This is a genomic window from Xanthobacter sp. YC-JY1 (assembly GCF_021730305.1).
Classification (GTDB): Bacteria; Pseudomonadota; Alphaproteobacteria; order Rhizobiales; family Xanthobacteraceae; genus Xanthobacter; species Xanthobacter flavus.
In genome coordinates, this window is the sequence record NZ_CP032674.1 from 1658634 (window position 1) to 1674723 (window position 16090).

General features: G+C 69.0%; 16 protein-coding genes and 1 pseudogene. 3 read left to right on the forward strand and 14 right to left on the reverse strand.

Annotation, left to right across the window (positions count from 1 at the left end; genetic code table 11):
- The first annotated feature begins 49 nt into the window (after positions 1-49).
- Entirely contained in the window at positions 50-805 is a 756-nt protein-coding gene (locus D7006_RS07745; protein WP_237356174.1) for an SDR family NAD(P)-dependent oxidoreductase, read from the forward strand.
- Positions 806-848: 43 nt separating this feature from the next.
- Here D7006_RS07745 and D7006_RS07750 read toward each other — a convergent pair whose 3' ends face one another.
- From D7006_RS07750 to D7006_RS07775, 6 genes are all read right to left on the reverse strand, one after another.
- Positions 849-1823, reverse strand: a complete 975-nt coding sequence (locus tag D7006_RS07750; RefSeq protein WP_237356175.1) for an FAD:protein FMN transferase — start codon at positions 1821-1823, stop codon at positions 849-851.
- The gene (locus tag D7006_RS07755) at positions 1804-4011 is read right to left on the reverse strand and encodes a PepSY domain-containing protein (RefSeq protein WP_237356176.1); all 2208 of its coding nucleotides are present in this window, start codon (positions 4009-4011) and stop codon (positions 1804-1806) included. Before D7006_RS07755 ends, D7006_RS07750 begins: the two co-directional genes overlap by 20 nt.
- Positions 4012-4034: 23 nt before the next feature.
- A complete protein-coding gene (locus D7006_RS07760) occupies positions 4035-4505 on the reverse strand; it encodes a DUF2271 domain-containing protein (protein ID WP_237356177.1) in 471 nt (156 codons plus the stop codon).
- Positions 4506-4544: 39 nt separating this feature from the next.
- Positions 4545-4898, reverse strand: a complete 354-nt coding sequence (locus tag D7006_RS07765; RefSeq protein ID WP_237356178.1) for a hypothetical protein — start codon at positions 4896-4898, stop codon at positions 4545-4547.
- Positions 4899-4978: 80 nt separating this feature from the next.
- Positions 4979-6328 (reverse strand): ATP-binding protein, encoded by a 1350-nt coding sequence (locus D7006_RS07770; protein WP_237356179.1) that lies wholly within the window; start codon positions 6326-6328, stop codon positions 4979-4981.
- Complete coding sequence (locus tag D7006_RS07775; protein WP_237356180.1) at positions 6325-6996, reverse strand: response regulator transcription factor; 672 nt, start codon at positions 6994-6996, stop codon at positions 6325-6327. Before D7006_RS07775 ends, D7006_RS07770 begins: the two co-directional genes overlap by 4 nt.
- A gap of 229 nt (positions 6997-7225) precedes the next feature.
- Between D7006_RS07775 and D7006_RS07780 the strand changes: the two genes are divergently transcribed.
- On the forward strand, positions 7226-7417 hold the full coding sequence (locus tag D7006_RS07780) for a PepSY domain-containing protein (protein WP_371745059.1): 192 nt from the start codon (positions 7226-7228) through the stop codon (positions 7415-7417).
- Between the two features lie 71 nt (positions 7418-7488).
- Here the strand turns inward: D7006_RS07780 and D7006_RS07785 are convergent, their stop codons facing one another.
- The 6 genes and pseudogenes from D7006_RS07785 to D7006_RS07810 form a co-directional block, all read right to left on the reverse strand.
- Complete coding sequence (locus D7006_RS07785; RefSeq protein ID WP_237356181.1) at positions 7489-8190, reverse strand: ABC transporter ATP-binding protein; 702 nt, start codon at positions 8188-8190, stop codon at positions 7489-7491.
- Complete coding sequence (locus D7006_RS07790) at positions 8190-8948, reverse strand: ABC transporter ATP-binding protein (RefSeq protein ID WP_237356182.1); 759 nt, start codon at positions 8946-8948, stop codon at positions 8190-8192. The genes D7006_RS07785 and D7006_RS07790 overlap by 1 nt, the downstream gene beginning before the upstream one ends.
- A complete protein-coding gene (locus tag D7006_RS07795) occupies positions 8915-9817 on the reverse strand; it encodes a branched-chain amino acid ABC transporter permease (protein WP_237356877.1) in 903 nt (300 codons plus the stop codon). Before D7006_RS07795 ends, D7006_RS07790 begins: the two co-directional genes overlap by 34 nt.
- A 165-nt stretch (positions 9818-9982) precedes the next feature.
- Positions 9983-10891 (reverse strand): annotated as a pseudogene (locus D7006_RS07800) (branched-chain amino acid ABC transporter permease); the annotation flags it as partial.
- 47 nt (positions 10892-10938) lie between these two features.
- Positions 10939-12102: an ABC transporter substrate-binding protein gene (locus D7006_RS07805; RefSeq protein ID WP_237356183.1), complete on the reverse strand. Its 1164-nt coding sequence runs from the start codon at positions 12100-12102 to the stop codon at positions 10939-10941.
- A gap of 93 nt (positions 12103-12195) precedes the next feature.
- Positions 12196-13017 (reverse strand): phytanoyl-CoA dioxygenase family protein, encoded by an 822-nt coding sequence (locus D7006_RS07810; protein ID WP_237356184.1) that lies wholly within the window; start codon positions 13015-13017, stop codon positions 12196-12198.
- A 264-nt stretch (positions 13018-13281) separates the two neighbouring features.
- Here D7006_RS07810 and D7006_RS07815 point away from each other — a divergent pair, with 264 nt between their 5' ends.
- Positions 13282-13836, forward strand: coding sequence for a TetR/AcrR family transcriptional regulator (locus D7006_RS07815; RefSeq protein ID WP_237356185.1), 555 nt, complete (start codon positions 13282-13284; stop codon positions 13834-13836).
- Positions 13837-13853: 17 nt separating this feature from the next.
- On the opposite strand, the gene D7006_RS07820 is transcribed toward D7006_RS07815, so the two are convergent.
- Together D7006_RS07820 and D7006_RS07825 are read right to left on the reverse strand one after the other, a co-directional pair.
- Positions 13854-15260 (reverse strand): amidase family protein, encoded by a 1407-nt coding sequence (locus tag D7006_RS07820; RefSeq protein WP_237356186.1) that lies wholly within the window; start codon positions 15258-15260, stop codon positions 13854-13856.
- Between the two features lie 125 nt (positions 15261-15385).
- Positions 15386-16081: a cyclase family protein gene (locus D7006_RS07825; protein WP_229644344.1), complete on the reverse strand. Its 696-nt coding sequence runs from the start codon at positions 16079-16081 to the stop codon at positions 15386-15388.
- Positions 16082-16090: the final 9 nt, after the last annotated feature.

The window sequence follows — 16090 nt, forward strand, 5'->3', positions numbered from 1 at the left end:
ACCGCCTTGGTCGGCCGCTGCGGCGGCGGGACGCAAGCGAGGACGGACGATGGCGCAAAGGCTCGATCTGACGGGGCAGGTGGCGGTGGTGACGGGCGCGGCAAGCGGCATCGGCCTTGCTGCCGCGACCGCCATGGCGGAGGTCGGCGCCCGCGTGATCCTCGCCGATCGCGACGGGGCGGCCGCCGCGCGCGCCGCCGCCGGCATCCCCGGCGCCGAGGCGCTCGCCCTCGACGTCACCGACGAAGAGGCGGTCTCCGCCGCGTTCGGGCAGGTGGTGGCCGGCCATGGCGGCCTCGACATCCTCGTGAACAATGCCGGCCTCTCCATCCGCAAGGGGCTGACGGAGCTGGACCTCGCCGACTGGGAGAAGGTGTTCGCCGTGAACGTCACCGGCGGCTTCCTCTGCGCGCGCGCTGCGGTGCCGTCCATGACGGCGCGGGGCGGCGGTGCCATCGTGAACGTCTCGTCCATCATGGGGCTGAGCGGTGGCGGGCCCTATCCCAACCCGGCCTATCAGGCGAGCAAGGGGGCGGTGGTGAATTTCACCCGCGCGCTGGCCATCGAGTTGGCGCCGGTGAAGATCCGCGTCAATGCGGTTGCGCCCACCTGGGTGCGCACGCCCTTCATCGATCCGCTGATGCGCGATCCGGACAGGCTCGCCGCCATCGAGAAGCTGATGCCGCTCGGCCGCATCGCCGAGCCGGAGGAGGTGGCGGACGCCATCCTGTTCCTCGCGAGCCCCATGGCGGCGATGGTGACCGGCCATGTGCTGGCGGTGGACGGCGGCTTCCTCGCCCAGTGAGACGCCCGGCGCAATGGACGGGAAGGCGGTCCGCCCCCGGCCTCTACGCTGCGGCGGCCTGAGCCAGCGGTCCCGTTCCCTCCATTGTGCCGTCCGCGCGCACGAAAAGCGCCGCGAGGCCGAGGCGGCGGGCGAGGGCCGGTCCCTCGCTGGCCCCGCGCACCAGCAGAGCGGTCGCCCAGGCGTCCGCCGCCATGCAGGTCTCGCCGAGCACGGTGACGGCGCACAGGTCGTTTTCCAGCGGCGCACCCCGCGCCGGGTCCATGGTGTGGGAGAGGACGCGACCGGCCACTTCCACCCGATGGCGATAATTTCCCGAGGTGGCGACGGCGGCGCCGGAGAGTTCCAGCACGCCGAGAATGTCCCGCTCGCCGGCGGATGGCCGCTCATGCGCCACCGTCCACGGCCGGCCGTCCGGCTTCAGGCCTTCGGCGCGCATCTCGCCGTCGATGCCCACCAGCCAGGAGGAGAGGCCGGCCCCGCGCATCTCGCGGGCCAGCTCATCCACGCCGAAGCCCTTGGCGATGCCGGCCAGATCGAGCCGGAGCGGCGCCAGCCGGCGGGCGCGGCAGCCGGCCGGATCGAGCTGCAAGGTCTTGGGCGGCTCGAACGAGGGCCGGCCGGCAAGCCCCGCGATGCGTCCGCCATCGGGTCCCGGCGACGCGCCGAAGCCCCATGCCCTCACCAGATCGCCCACCCCGATGTCGAACGCCCCGCCCGAGAGGCGGCCGATCTCGAGCGCGGTCGAGAGGACGTGCATCAGCTCGCGGGGGATGGGCATCCACGCCCCGATGGGCGCGGCGTTCAGCCGTTCCAGATCGGAATCGGGCCGGAAGGTCGACATCTGCTGTTCCACCTTCTCCACCGCGGCCTGGAGGCGGCGGGTGAGCGCCGCTTCCTCCACATCGTCGGCGGCAAAGAAGGTGGCGGACCAGCGGGCGCCCATGGCCGGTCCGCTCAGGGCGTGGCGCCGGAGCGCCGTCGCATCCCGACCCGCATCAATAGACATCTTCGACATAGCGTCCGCTCGATTTGAGGGTGGGAAGGTCGAGGCCCAGCGGGCGCACCACCGGCTCCAGCGCGCGGGTCACGGCCTCGGCCATGTCCCGGCCGCCGCAGACGAGGATCTGCGCGCCCTGCTTCACCAGTTCCCGCAGGCGCGGGGCATCGGCGGCAATGCGGTCCTGCACATAGGCGCTCTCGTCCGCATCCCGCGAGAAGGCAGTGCGCAGCGTGGTCAGCCGCCGCTCGGCGAGGTGCTGGGCCAGCTCGTGCTCATAGAGGAAGTCGGAGGCCGCGCTCCGCCCGCCCCAATAGAGATGCACCGGCCGGCCCGCCGCATTGGCCCGCACGAAGCCGGCCAGCGGCCCGATGCCGGCCCCCGCGCCGATGAGGATGAGCGGGCCGCGTCCCTTGGCCGGACGGAAGGTGGGATTCTCGCGGATGAAGGCATCGATGCCCTCGCCGGGCCGCAGCCCGTGCAGGAAGGTGGAGCACAGGCCGCCTTCGCGCAGCCGCACGCAGATTTCCAGCACGTCGTCGCGGGTGGAGGAGGCCAGCGAATAAAAGCGCGGCATGGCATCCCCGGGCCTCCCTTGTCCCGGCGGCACGATGCCCACGAGGTCGCCGGCCTCGAAGGCGGGCAGGGGGCCGGGCGCGCCGGTGCGCGGGTCAACGGGCGCGGTGAAGCGCAGGATCGCCACGGGCGCGCCCACCGCCTCGCCGTAAAGCTCCCGCCCCACGAGCACCAGCCGGGTGGTCTTGGGCGGCTCCGCCACATGGGTGAGCGTGAGGTCGTGCCCCAGCACGTCTCCCAGATCGTGCCCCCATTGGGCGAATTCCTGGGGCGAGCGGCGATCCACCCGTTTCATGGGCAGGAGCTGCGGGCAGCCGCGCGCGTCCAGCGCATCGGCGACATCACGCGCGAACCGGCAGAAATGCGGGAAGCTGCGATCGCCGAAGCCCAGCACCGCCACCGCCGGCTGCCCCGGCAGCTTTGCGAGGCGGGACAGGAACAGTCTGGCCGATTGGGGCGCCGCCCCCTCGCCATAGGTGGCGGCGAGCACCAGCACGCGCGGGGCGGCAAGATGTGCCGCGCTCACATCGTTCATGGCGGCGGTGTGGACCTTGTGACCGGCGGCGACGAGGGCCTTGTGCAGGGTGCCCGCGAAGCCCCAGGTGGAATTGCCCTCGCTGCCCACGAGGATCACCGTATCCGCCGCCCGAGCCGGGACATTGGCGGTGATGCGCGGCCGCGCCGCCCGCCGCCGCAGCCACAGGACGAGGCCGGTTCCGCCGAGCACGGGGACCATGGCCGAGGCGAGGCCCAGGAACAGGCCGAGCACCCAGGCGCCGCGCCCGGTGTGCAGCGTGCGCACGAGGTCGTTCATCCGCTCCAGCGTGGTTGCCGGCGTCATGGCTAGGGTGGCGCCGGTGGCGGCATCCACCAGCCGCTCGCCGTCGGCGGCGACGAGGGTGAAGACGTCGGTGGGGTCGGCGGGATCGGGGAAGGTGAGCTCGCGCAGATCCCGGAGCTTCACGGTGTTCAGGCCGGTGAGCGTGCCGACGGGAGCCGGCGCGCCGCCGCTGGCGGTGACGGCGGGGGTCGTCGCCACCGTTTCCGGCAAAAGCCCGAAGGTGCCGGCCGACATCCACAGGCCGGTCAGCGACGACAGGAGCAGGCCCACGGCCGCGAGCCGGCCGAGTTCGCCATGCCAGCGCTGCGCCGGGGTGCCGCGGATGGGCCGCAGCAGCGCGCTCATGCCGCCGAGCCGGCGGGCCAGCAGCAGGAGGCCGGACAGGCTGAGGCCGAGCATCGCCAGCGCGCCGATGGCCGCCCCCACGCGCCCCGCATCGCCCAACAGGAAGGCGCGGTGCAGGTTGGTGATGAAACGAATGGTGTCCGACACCGCGTAAGGCCCCAGCCCCGCGCCGGTGGCGGGGTCGATGCGTTCCACGCCGCGCGTGCCGCCCTCATCGAAGGCCGCCGTGAGGCTGCCGTCCGCCCGCAGCCGGATGGCGCTGACGCCGGGATGGCGCGCGGCGACCTGGGCCGCGACGTCCGCGACGCTGGCCGCCGCCGGGATCGCCGGTACGGCGGCGCGATCGAGCGCCGGCTGCACGGAAAGGACCACGCCGGTGAGGGCGGTGACGGCAAGGACCAGCGCCAGCGCGATGCCGGGCAGGCCATGGAGGCGGCGAAGCATTTTGGGGGGTGTCCGAAGGGGGATCAGAAGGTGACGGTGAAGGATTTCACATAGCCCTTGCCGGCCACGGGCTTGCCCGATGCGGCAGAGGCGAGGGGCGCGACCACCTCGGAGGGATTGTCCATCCCGTCCTCGACCGCCGTGTCCACATGGACCTGGTAGCCGGCATCGATCATGGCATCGGCGAGATCGAGGGTGATCTTCAGCGTCTTGCCGGAGCCGATGCTGGCGCCGGTGATGCCGTCGATCTCGGTGGGGCGTCCGCCGGAGGCACGCTGCCAGTCGGAGAGGTGGCGGTAGTATTTCGCCTTGCCCCCGGCCATCCAGAGCGTGCCCTTGTAGGCGCCGGCCGCATCGGTGACGTAGAGCACCACATAGGCGCCGTTGCCGCCGTAGGGCTTCAGGGTGGTCTCGAACGTGACCTGCCGCGCCTCGGCCAGCACCGGCGAGAGCAGGGTGGCGGTGGCCGCCACGGCGGGAAGAACGAATTTCATCTGATTATTCCTTTGAAGGTGCGCGGGGTCGGCCGAGGGTCACTGCACCTCGACCTTGGGCCGGGCCTTGCCCTGGAACAGGCCGTTGTCCGGCACCGGCGCGGCGGGATCGGCCGGGCCGTTCTGCGGAACGGCACCGGCGCGGGCGCCCGGGCGGCCGTCATCGTCGTCGTCGTCATCATCGTCGTCGTGATGGCGGCCGTGATGGCGCTCCTTGCCCTCCCGCCGGTGGTCATTGTCGGCGAGACGGAGGGGACGGGCGTCGGCGCGGGGGGCGTCGTCACGGCTGTGGAAGGGGAGGTCGAGGTGGTCGATCTGGGTCGCCGCCAGCGCGACGCCGAGGCCGGCGGTGGAGAGGAGGAGGGCGGTCCCGATCAGGGTGCGCGTCTTCATGGAGGGGCTCCGGCGTTTGATGACGCTGACACCCTCTCGAACCAACCTGACAGCCGCCTGAACCCCCTGCGGAATCGCGTTCAGCTTGCTGTCAGGTTCGCAGGTTCGGTAAAGCGCACGATGGCGCTGAAGCCCTCCGTCTCCCCCGGGATGGGCGAGGCAATCTCCAGCGATAGCCCCGCCCCGCGGCAGATGGCGGCGGCAATGGCGAGGCCGAGGCCCGAGCCCTCCGCCCCCGTCGGCCCCCGCTCGAACGGCCGCAGCAACTGGGCCATCCGTTCCGCCGGAACGACCGGGCCATGGTTGGAAATGTCGAGCCGGTCGGCGGTGAGGCGGACCTGGACCGGGGTGTCCGGTGCGCCATGTTTCAGTGCATTTTCAATGAGATTGCGGGCCAGAACTGCGAAGGCGTCGGGGTCGAGATCACTGACGGGCCCGCCCTCTGCCGCGATGCTCAGGTCGATGTCTTCTGCGCGTCCGGTCTGGCGGTCGAGGTCGGCGATCACATGGCGCAGTACGGGCGCGAGTGGCGCAGGCGCCTCCGCGAGCAGGCCGGCGCCTTCCGCCTTGGCCAGCTGGAGCAGCTTCTCCGACAGGCGCGAAAGGCGGCGCAGCGCGCCCGCGATGGTGCGCGCCCGCTCCTGCGCCGGCCCTTCCGGCAACTCCGCCACGAGCCGCTGGGTCTGCGCCAGGGCGGCGGCGATGGGGGTGCGCAACTCATGGGCGCTGTTGGCGGCAAAGCCCCGCTCCGCCTCCAGCGCGCCGCGCAGGCGCTCCATGAGCGCATTCACGGCGCCGGCGACGGGTGCCATCTCCTCCGGCAAACCCTGCTCCGGCAACGGCGCGAGGTTGCCTCGCCCCCGGGCGGCGATGGCATGGCGGAAGGCGAGCACCGGCTTCAAGGTGAGGCGAAGCGTGAGCCAGACACCGGCAAGCGCGATGGGCACGAGGGCGACCAGCGGCCAGATGAGCGCCATGACCGCCCGCCAGACCGCGGCGGCGCGATGGTCCAGCTCCTCCGCCGTGGTGACGATGACGGTGCCCCGCACCGCCGCTTCCGTGTAGGTGCGCAGCCGGGGCGTGGTGTGAAAGCCGGGGGCGAGGCCGGCCGGAATGGCCATCTGCTCGGCATCGCTGGACTGGAGCAGCACACGGCCCTGGGCGTCGCGCACCACATAGGTGATGAATTCGCGGTGTGGGCCCACGGGCGGCATGTGGTGCGCACCGGCCCCGTCCTCGCGCGCGAGCAGCTCGGAATAAGCGAGGGGCAGCACACGCTGGGCCACCTCCTGCAACGCGCTGTCGAAGACCTCGTCGATCTCGTGCTGCAGCACCAGCCCGGCGACTGTCGCCGCGGCGAGCCACAGCGCGGCGACCGACAAAGCGAGCCACAGGCCGAGGCGCCGGCGCAGGCTCCAGCGCCCGCTCATGCGCCGCCTCCCGGCGTACCCAGGCGATAGCCCATGCCGCGCACGGTCTCGATCACGTCGGCACCCAGCTTCTTGCGCAGGCGGGCCACATAGACCTCTATGGTGTTGCTCTCCACTTCCGCATCGAAGGAATAGAGCCGTTCCTCCAGTTGCGGCTTCGACATGAGCTGGTGCGGCCGCTGCACGAAGGCCTCGAACAGCGCCCATTCCCGCGCTGTCAGCGCGATGGTCTGCCCGGCACGGCGCACCGAGCGGGCGGAAAGGTCCACCTCGATGTCGCCGAGCGTGACAAGCGGGTTGGGATTGCCCGCATAGCGCCGGCCCACGGCGCGGATGCGCGCCGACAGCTCGAACAGGTCGAACGGCTTCACCAGATAGTCGTCGGCGCCGGCATCAAGGGCGGCGATGCGGTCGGAGATCTGGTCGCGGGCGGTGAGTACCATAACCGGCGTCGCATCGCCCGTGCTGCGCAGCTTCCGGAGGAAGTCGGAGCCGCGCCCGTCGGGCAGCATGAGGTCGAGAAGGATCAGATCGAAGGCCGCGGCATGGACGGCGTGCTCGGCATCCGCAAGGCGCGTGACCCAGTCGGCGCCGTGGCCGTCCGCGACGATCTGGTCGCGCACGGCCATGCCCAGGACGGGATCGTCTTCGATCAGCAGGATACGCATTTGTCACCTCGGCGGGGCGGGTGGCAATCTAGCGCGGCCGGACGTGGAAGGGGGGAGAGAATCTGCCTCGACGTTCAGGTGGGTGTCAGCTGGGCATGCTTTTCATCGGGCTTGATCGGAAGGAGTCTGTGCGGTGAAGCGCTCGGGGTTGGCATTGCGTAATATCCTGGCGGGCCTGGTCGTTGCCGCCCTTGCCGCCACGCCAGCGGTCGCGGGGCACGATTGCAATGTGCCTCTGGCTGACTGGCAGCCGCGGGACGCGCTGCAGAAGAAGCTGGAGGCCGAAGGCTGGACGGTGGTCTCCATCCGCTCGGACGATGGCTGCTACAAGGTGCGCGCCACCAACGCGCAGGGCGCGCGGCTGAGGGCTAAATTCGACCCCGCCCGCCTGGAGCCGATCCCCGACCGGGATGACGATTGATCGGCGGGGCAGTCGAGCTGCCGGCACTCTCGGAGCGGAATGCCCGCCCGGTTCCACCCTGCTCCCGTTCGTCAGGCGCTCAGAAAGCGCATGCGCAGGGCCTGGTCGGACATGAGGTCCTGCGAGCTGCCGCTCCACACGATACGTCCCTTCTCCAGGATGTGGTGGCGGTCGGCGAAGCGGCAGAGCATGTCGATGTTCTTGTCGATCACCAGCACCGACTGGCCGCGTTCCCTTATGCGCACCAGCGCATCCCAGATCTCGCGGCGGATGCGGGGCGCGAGACCCTCCGTCGCCTCATCGAGAATGAGCAGGCGGGGATTGGTCATCAGCGCACGGCCGATGGAGAGCATCTGCTGCTCGCCGCCGGAGAGCAGGCCGGCGCTGCGGCGGGCGAGGGGGGTGAGGGCCGGGAACAGGCCATAGACCGCCTCCAGCGTCCACGGTGAGTTTGCCCGGCCGCGGTTCGCCGCCGTGGCGACGAGGTTTTCCTCAACGGTGAGATTGGGGAACACCTGCCTTCCCTCCGGCACGAGCGCGAGGCCGTTGCGGGTGACCTTGTAGGCCGGCAACCCCGAAATGCGCGTGCCGCGGAAGCGGATGTCGCCCTGGGTGAGGGAGACGAGGCCCATGATGGCGTTCACCGTCGTGGTCTTGCCCATGCCGTTGCGGCCGAGGAGCGTCACCACTTCGCCCTCGGCGATGGCAAGGTCGACGCCGAACAGCACCCGGCTCGAGCCATAGGCCGCTCCCACCTGCCGCAGCTCCAGCATCACAGATCCTCCCCTTCGCCGCCGAGATAGGCGAGTTGCACGCGCGGATCGGCGCGCACCACTTCCGGCGGCCCGTCCGCCACCCGCGCGCCGGAGGCCAGCACGAAGACCCGGTCGGCGAGGCTGAAGACCGCTTCCATGTCGTGTTCCACCAGGAGAATGCTGAACCTCCCCTTCAGGCCGGTGATGAAGTCGATCATGCGGCGCGCCTCGGCGATGCCGAGCCCGGCCATGGGCTCATCCAGCAGCAGCACGCGCGGCTCGACGACGAGGGCCATGGCGATTTCCAGAAGCCGCTTCTCCCCGTGGGAGAGCTGGGACGCCGGCCGGTCGGCGCACTCCGACAGGCCAAGGCCGGCGAGCTGCGCCTGTGCCTTGCGGCGCAGGGGCGCCTCTTCCGCCACCTCCCGCCAGAAATGGAAGCTGTGGCCGGCGTGCGCCTGGGCGGCGAGCGCGACGTTATCGAGGACGCTCAGCTCGGGGAAGATGCTGGCGACCTGGAAGGAGCGGGCAATGCCGAGCCGGGCACGGGCATCCATCGGCAGGCGGGAAATGTCCCGCCCCTCGAACATCACGGTGCCCGCATCGGGCCGGAGTGCGCCGGAGAGGAGATTGACAAAAGTGGTCTTGCCGGCCCCGTTGGGGCCGATCACCGCCACCAGCTCGCCCGCCGCGAGCTCGAAATCCACCGCATCGACCGCATTGAGCCCGCCGAACCTGCGGGTCACGCCCGCGGTCTGAAGAAGGGTCTTGCCCATCGGAATGATCCCTTGTGAACGGGCGTCGTCTGCCCCGCCGGACCCGGCGCGAACAGGGCGCTGAGCCCGCCCCGGCCGAGGAAGACGAGGAGGATGAGCAGCGCGCCGAAGCCGAGCCGCCAGTGGATGGTGAGATCGGAGAGATATTTCTCGATGCCGAGGTAGGCGAGCGCGCCGATGATGGCGCCGAAGGGCGTCGCAAGGCCGCCGGCCACCACCATGATCATCAGCTCGGCCGAGCGGGTCCAGTCCATGTATTGCGGGCCGACGAACTCCGCCGCATTGGCGAGCATCGCCCCCGCAAGCCCGCACACCGCCGCAGAGAGGACGCAGGCCGCGAGCTTGTAGCGGAAGGTGGGAAAACCCGCCGCCTCCATGCGCCGCTCATTGATGCGGATGCCCTTCAGCACCGTGCCGAAACGCGCCCGCGCGAGGCGGATGTTGAGGCCGGCGAGCACCACCAGCATGGCGAGGGCCAGATAGTAGAACTGCCGGGAATCGTAGAGGTCGACCAGCCCGCCAAAGGTGCTGCGGACGGCGAGGTGCATCCCGTCGTCGCCGCCATAGTCGTAGAGGCTGGAGGCGCCGTAGAACATCATCTGCGCGAAGGCGAGGGTGATCATGATGAAGAAGGTGCCGGAGGTGCGCAGCGCTACCATCGACAGCGCCGCGGCCAGCAGCGCCGAGATCGCCATGGCCAGCGGCCACTGCACGAAGCCGCTCTCCACCCCGGCGTCCGCCAGGATGCCCACCACATAGGCGCCGATGCCGAGATAGAGCGCGTGCCCGAAGCTCACGAGCCCGGTCTGGCCGAGGATCAGATCGAGGCTCAGGGCGGCGATGGCGAAGATGATGACGCGCAGCCCCATATCGACCCAGAAGGGCTGGTCGGCGAGGCCGGCGACCAGCGGCAGCAGCAGGAAGGCGCCGCCGAGGAGGCCGATGGCGGGCACGCGCCATCGCGCCAGCACGCCCGGACCGGTCGGGCCGTGGTCGGACGCTTCCGGCGGCGCCTCCGGCCGGCGCAGGCCGGCGGCGGGGATGAGACCCTGCGGGCGGAAGAACAGGATGACCGCCATGAGGATGTAGATGAGCATGGACGCCAGAGCCGGCGCCACCGTGTTGGCGGCCACCGGCGAGAGCACCAGCGCCATGAGATCCTTCAGATAGGCCCGGCCGATGGTGTCGATGACGCCCACCAGCAGGGCCGCCACGAAGGCCCCCTTCACCGATCCCATGCCCCCCACCACCAGCACCACCAGTGCCAGGATGAGCACATTGTCGCCCATGCCGGGATAGACGGTGAGGATGGGCGCTGCGATATAGCCAGCGAAGCCGGCCAAAGCCGCGCCGATGCCGAACACCACGGCATAGATGGCGCCGATATTGACCCCCAGAACGCTCGTCATCACCCGGTTGCTGGCGCCGGCGCGGATGAGCATGCCCATCCGCGTCCGGCCGATGAGGACATAGAGCAACCCCGCGATGGCGAGGCCGGCACCAATCATCGCCAGCCGGTAGGCCGGATAGGGCGCGCCGGGAATGAGCTCCACTGAACCCGCGAGAAAGGCCGGGATGGGTGCGTGCAGCGGCTCCGGCCCGAACACCATCCGCGTCGCCTCGTTGAGCACATAGACGAGGCCCACCGTGCACATCACCTGGTCGAGATGGCTGCGCGCGTAGAGATGCCGGATCACCAGCCGCTCCAGCACGAGGCCGATGACGAAGGTGGCAAGGCCGGCCGCGACGAAGCCCGCAACGAAGGAGCCCGTGACCAGCGCGAAGACGACGCCCAGATAGGCGCCGAGCATGAACAGGGAGCCGTGCGCAAGGTTCACCAGATTCATGATGCCGAAGGTGAGCGTGAGCCCCGCCGCCATCAGGAACAGGATCACCCCGAGCTGAACCCCGTTCAGGAGTTGCTCGACGAACAGGAGTTGCATGACCGCCTTCCCGCTGTGTCAGGATTTCTCTTCAAGATCATCCGCGATCACTTCAGCGGGCAGTCCTGGTAATAGGCGTCCTTGGCGTCGGTCATTACCTTCTCGACGGTCTTGGTGACGAGGGTGCCGTCCTCGCCCTTCACCACCTCGCGGACATAGTAGTCCTCGATGGGGAAGTGGTTGGTGTTGAAGGCGAACTTGCCGCGGTTCGAGGCGAAGTCGGCCTTCTGCAAAGCCTTGCGGATATCGTCCTTCCGGCTCATGTCGCCGCCCACCGCCTTGACCGCGCTGGAGACGAGCAGGATGGAATCATAGGCGTGGGCGGCGTAGTCGTTGGGCAGGAAGCCGTTCTTCTGCTTGAAGTCGGAGACGAAGCGGGCGTTCGCGGCATTCGGCAAATCGACGCTCCAGACATTGCCCGAGCGCACGCCGATGGCATCGTCGCCCACCGCGGGCAGGGTGGCCTGATCCACGGTCCACACGGTGTAGAGCGGCGTCGACTTGGCAAGGCCGGCCTGGGCGTATTGCTTGACGTACTGCACGCCCATGTCGCCGGGATAGAAGATGAACGTGGCCTCGGGGGCAGCGGTGCGCAGTGCGCTCAATTCCGCGGCGAAGTCGACCTGTCCGAAGCGCGTGTAGACCTCGCCCACGAGGTCGCCCTTGAAGTTGCGCTTGAAGCCGGAAACCATGTCCTTCCCGGCCTGATTGTTGACCGTCATGACATACACGCGCTTGACGCCGAGCTTCTCGAGATAGGCGCCGAGCGCCTCGGCCTGCTGGTCGTTCTGGGACGACACGTTGAAGAAGTTCGCCGAGCAGGACTTGCCGGCGATGGGCGCCGGTCCCGAAATGGGCGAGATCACGAAGGCATCGGTGCGGGCGAGGCCGCCGTGCACCGCCATCATCTCCGAGGAGAAGACCGGGCCGACGAGGAAGTCCACGCGCTTCGACTTCACCATCTCGTCGGCCAGTTGCTTGGCGACGTCCGCCTTGCCCTGGCTGTCGCTCCAGAAGAACTCCACCTGCTGGCCACCGAGTTTGCCGCCCTCGTGTGCGACGGCAAGCTCAATGGCCGCCTGCATCTGCTTGGCGAGCACGGCGCCGACGCCGGTCTGGGGCAGGATGACGCCCACCTTGACCGGATCGGCCAAAGCGGGGGCGGCGCAGAGAAGGGACAGGGCTGTGCTGAAAAGGATGCTGGCTTTCATGGAATGCGCTCTCGGTTTCAAGGGGGCAGACGGGCGGCTTCCAGATGGCTGTTATGGGTTCGGCCGCGGCAGGAGCCCGGCCGAACAGGGATGTCAGGCGAGGCGCGCGGCCTGCTTGGTCGTCGCGTCGTCGCGGTAGCTCGCCCAGACCTCCTCCATGAAGGCGAGGCTTTCTGGGTCGAGATCGAAACGCGGCTCGGGGTCGCGATCCCAGTGGCCGTGCCGGTCTTCGCCGGCGATCAGCAGGGCGGAACGGCGCCCGAGCATCGAGCGGCAATGGGCCGGCATGTAGAAGAAGGCGATGCCGATGCGTCGGTCGTCGGACATGTTGGCGGGCGAGCCGTGCACCGTGCGCTCGTGGTGCAGGGAGAACTCGCCCGGCTCGAGCGGCATGTCGACGGCGAGGCTCTCGTCCACCGTAACCTTCTGGCCGCGCGCGAGCAGGTTGTCGGCATCGAAGGTCTCCTCGTGGACGAGGTCCGGGCCGAGATGGCTTTTCGGGATCACCTTCATGCAGCCACTCTCAGTGCTGGCGCGCGACAATGCGAGCCAGACGGTGACTTCCTGGTGCGGGTTCAGCCCGTAATAAGCGGAATCCTGGTGCCAGGAGACGAAGCGCGGATCACGCGCATTCTTGGCGAAGGCGGAGGAGCCGAACAGCAGGACATCCTGCCCAAGGATGTCCTGGACGGCGGATACGATGCGCGGATGCCGCGCCAGCTCCACGAGCCAGGGGAAGGCCAGGTGCGCCTTGATCTTCAGGCGCTTGTTGACCTCCTCGCCGGACCGGGCCTCGAAGTCTTCGATTTTATTGCGATAGAGGCGTGCCTCTTCCGCGCTTAAGGCGCGGACCGGACAGAGATATCCCTCGGAATTGAAATGCGCGACCTGTTCGGGGCTGAGCACGCCAGTCATTGCGCTTCCTCGCTGTGTTTGCGTATGCCTGCACATCTGCGGGCGGATTTGGGGCTTCGCAGGATGGCGGCGCCGGCCGACGCACACCGTGGGCTTCGCTCGATGGATCCGGATAAAAGCGACAGTGTGTAGTTTTAATCAGCCCGTTCGATTGTCAAGTTGAAGGGACGGCGATAATCTGGGCAGAATCTCGATGATGGGCGTCAAAATTTGAGCACGAACAATAAAACCGTTCGCCGCCGCGGTCGCCCGCAAGGTGATGAGGTGAAGATCGCAATCCTGAAGGCCGCGAACGAGCTGCTCGAAGAGCAAGGACTTTCGGGATTTACGATCGATGCCGTCGCAACCCGTTCGGGCACGGCGCGCTCGTCCATCTACCGCTGGTGGCCAAATCGGGGGGCTCTGGCGATTGCGGGCTTTCTCGCGGAGACTGCCCAAAAGATCGGCTACCCGGTGACGGCCTCCGCCGTTGCGGACGTGAAAAGCCAGATGATGCGGGTCGCCGAGGTCTACGGCCAGAAGGTGGGGCGCACCATTTCCGCGCTGGTGGCCCAGGGCCAGAGCGATCCCGAGGCGCTGCGCGCCCTTCTCGACGGCTACGTGCTGCCGCGCCGGGAAGAGGCGAAGAAGGCCCTCCTGCGCGGCATTGCCAATGGCGAACTGCGGGCCGACATCGATCTCGACGTGGTGATCGATGCGCTCTACGGGCCGATCTGGTACCGCATTTTGGTGCCGCACGCGCCGCTGACGCCGGAATGGGCTGCGACCCTCGCCGATTATGTGTTCAACGGCCTGCGTCCGGGGGGCGGAGCAGAATGATGGACGGCGGGGGTGCTTCAGGCCCCTGCGGGCGGGCGGTTGTAGCCGGGGGGCTGGGCGCGCTCGAACGCCGCCGCCGCGCGCACCACGTCGTCCTCGCAGTATGAACGGCCGACGATCTGCAGGCCGATGGGCATGCCCTGCGGCGAGAGACCGGCGCAGACCGCCCCGGCAGGGTGGCCGGTGAGGTTGAAGGGATAGGTGTAGAACACCCAGGACACGAGGTTGCGGTCCTCCAGCCCCTCCGGCAGGTTGCGCCCGGCCTCCAGCGCGCTCACCGGCAGCACCGGGGAAATGAGCAGGTCGTAGCGCTCGAAGAAGAGGCGCATCTTCTCGCGCAACGCGTAGCGGGCGAAGACGCTAGCATAGTAGCTCTTCATCTCCTGGCCGAGGGCCGGCATCAGGATGTCCGCCACCGCCGGGTCCAGAAGCTCGCGCCGGTTTTCCAGCACATCGCGCAGGCGGGTGCCGACGCCGGCATAGAATTCCGCAGTCCACAGGTCGGCGGGGTCGGTGTCGAACATCGCGTCCACCACCTCCACATGGCAGCCCAGCGCCTCGAAGGTTTGGGCGGCGCGGTCTGTGGCGGCGACCACCTCAGGGGCGGGGCGGGCGTAGCCGAAAGTCGGGCTGTAGGCGACCCGCATGCCAGCCACCGAGGCCTGTGCCGCGCCCATCACGTCCGGCACCGGGCCGGCGACGGAGAAGGGGTCGCGCCGGTCGTGCCCGGCCACGGCGGAAAACAGCAGCGCTGCATCGGCCATGGAACGGGCGAGGGGACCCACATGGGCCAGCGTCGGCGTCGCCGAGGTGGGCCATACCGGCACCCGGCCGAACTGGCCCTTCAGGCCCGAAAGCCCGCTGAAGGCGCAGGGAATGCGGATTGAGCCACCACCGTCGGTGCCCAGCGCGAACGGGGTGATGCCCGCCGCCACCGAGGCCGCCGCGCCCGCGCTCGACCCGCCCGGCGTCATGGCGAGGTTCCACGGGTTGCGGGTGATGCCGGTGAGCGGGCTGTCGCCGATGGGCTTGCAGCCGAATTCGCTGGTGGTGGTCTTGCCGATGAGGATGCCGCCCTGCGCTTTGGCGCGCTCCACGGCCGGGGCATCCGCCTCGGCGACGGTGTCGGCCATCGCGCGGGAACCGGAGGCATAGGGCGCCCCTTTCACCGCCATCAGGTCCTTGGCGGAAAACGGCAGGCCGTGGATGAGGCCGAGCGGCGCGCCCTTCATCACCGCATCCTCGGCGATGCGGGCAGCGGCCATGGCCTCCTCCTCCAGGATGACGAAGAAGGCGTTGAGGGTCGGCTGGGTGGCGATGGCGCGATCCAGCGCGCGGCGCGTCAGATCCACCGGCGAGACTTCGCGCCGGGCCACCATCGTGCGCAGGGCCGTCGCGCTCAGGGTGTCGAATTCGGCGGACATGAAGCTGCTCCGGCGCGCGGGGGATCTTGGAATGGTATCGCAAGGGGAGTGCTGCTGGATGGTCGGCAGTGACCATCCAGCAGACCCATACGTCTAGTCAGGGCAGAAGAGACGTATTTGCAAGGTCAGTTGAGGATGGCGAAGGCGCGCACCGGCGATCCCGAGCCGCCCTTGAATTTCAGCGGCACGCCGAAGAACTGGAACTCGCCCTTGCCCACCAGTTCCTCCAGGTTCACCAGCCATTCCCAGTGACTCATGCCGAGGTCACGGCACAGGCGGTGCTGAGCGAAGATGTTGTCGGAGGGCTTGTCGGTGGAAGGGCCCTCCACGCCCTGCATCTTCGAGCCGCGGTCATACAGCCACTTGGTGGCTTCCGCGGTGAGCAGCGGATTCTTCCACACGGAATCCAGGCTCGGATAGTTGCGGTTGTGGAAGCCCGTGCACAGCAGCACGATGTGCCCGTCCACCTTCACGCCGGCGGCCGCCTCGGCCTTCTCCATATCCTCGACGGTGATCTCGCCGAGGTCGGGGATGTGGCGCAGGTCGAAGCACACGGCCTTGCCCATGAACATCTCCAACGGCATCTCGTTGATGGCCGCGCCGTCCGGCTTCACATGGCGGAAGGCATCCACGTGGGTGCCCACATGGTCGAGCATGGCGATGAAATTCGTCTGGAACGTCATGGCGTCGCCGGGCACGCCGAGGCCCAGCGCCTTCGAGCTTTCGTGGCTCATGTGGGTGGTGATCACCGGCCGCTGGAAGAGCTTGTGAGCAGGCATGTTGTCTTCGATGAGCAGGCTGAGGTCGACAATTTTGGACATGGGGGCTCC

Bases quoted from the DNA above. Each gene is read 5' to 3' on its own strand.
- D7006_RS07770 (WP_237356179.1), bottom strand. From the start codon at position 6,328: ATGAGCGGGCGCTGGAGCCTGCGCCGGCGCCTCGGCCTGTGGCTCGCT.
- D7006_RS07760 (WP_237356177.1), bottom strand. From the start codon at position 4,505: ATGAAATTCGTTCTTCCCGCCGTGGCGGCCACCGCCACCCTGCTCTCG.
- D7006_RS07790 (WP_237356182.1), bottom strand. From the start codon at position 8,948: ATGGGCAAGACCCTTCTTCAGACCGCGGGCGTGACCCGCAGGTTCGGC.
- D7006_RS07825 (WP_229644344.1), bottom strand. From the start codon at position 16,081: ATGTCCAAAATTGTCGACCTCAGCCTGCTCATCGAAGACAACATGCCT.
- D7006_RS07795 (WP_237356877.1), bottom strand. From the start codon at position 9,817: ATGGGGCTGCGCGTCATCATCTTCGCCATCGCCGCCCTGAGCCTCGAT.
- D7006_RS07775 (WP_237356180.1), bottom strand. From the start codon at position 6,996: ATGCGTATCCTGCTGATCGAAGACGATCCCGTCCTGGGCATGGCCGTG.
- D7006_RS07820 (WP_237356186.1), bottom strand. From the start codon at position 15,260: ATGTCCGCCGAATTCGACACCCTGAGCGCGACGGCCCTGCGCACGATG.
- D7006_RS07765 (WP_237356178.1), bottom strand. From the start codon at position 4,898: ATGAAGACGCGCACCCTGATCGGGACCGCCCTCCTCCTCTCCACCGCC.
- D7006_RS07810 (WP_237356184.1), bottom strand. From the start codon at position 13,017: ATGACTGGCGTGCTCAGCCCCGAACAGGTCGCGCATTTCAATTCCGAG.
- D7006_RS07750 (WP_237356175.1), bottom strand. From the start codon at position 1,823: ATGTCGAAGATGTCTATTGATGCGGGTCGGGATGCGACGGCGCTCCGG.
- D7006_RS07745 (WP_237356174.1), top strand. From the start codon at position 50: ATGGCGCAAAGGCTCGATCTGACGGGGCAGGTGGCGGTGGTGACGGGC.
- D7006_RS07785 (WP_237356181.1), bottom strand. From the start codon at position 8,190: ATGCTGGAGCTGCGGCAGGTGGGAGCGGCCTATGGCTCGAGCCGGGTG.
- D7006_RS07755 (WP_237356176.1), bottom strand. From the start codon at position 4,011: ATGCTTCGCCGCCTCCATGGCCTGCCCGGCATCGCGCTGGCGCTGGTC.
- D7006_RS07805 (WP_237356183.1), bottom strand. From the start codon at position 12,102: ATGAAAGCCAGCATCCTTTTCAGCACAGCCCTGTCCCTTCTCTGCGCC.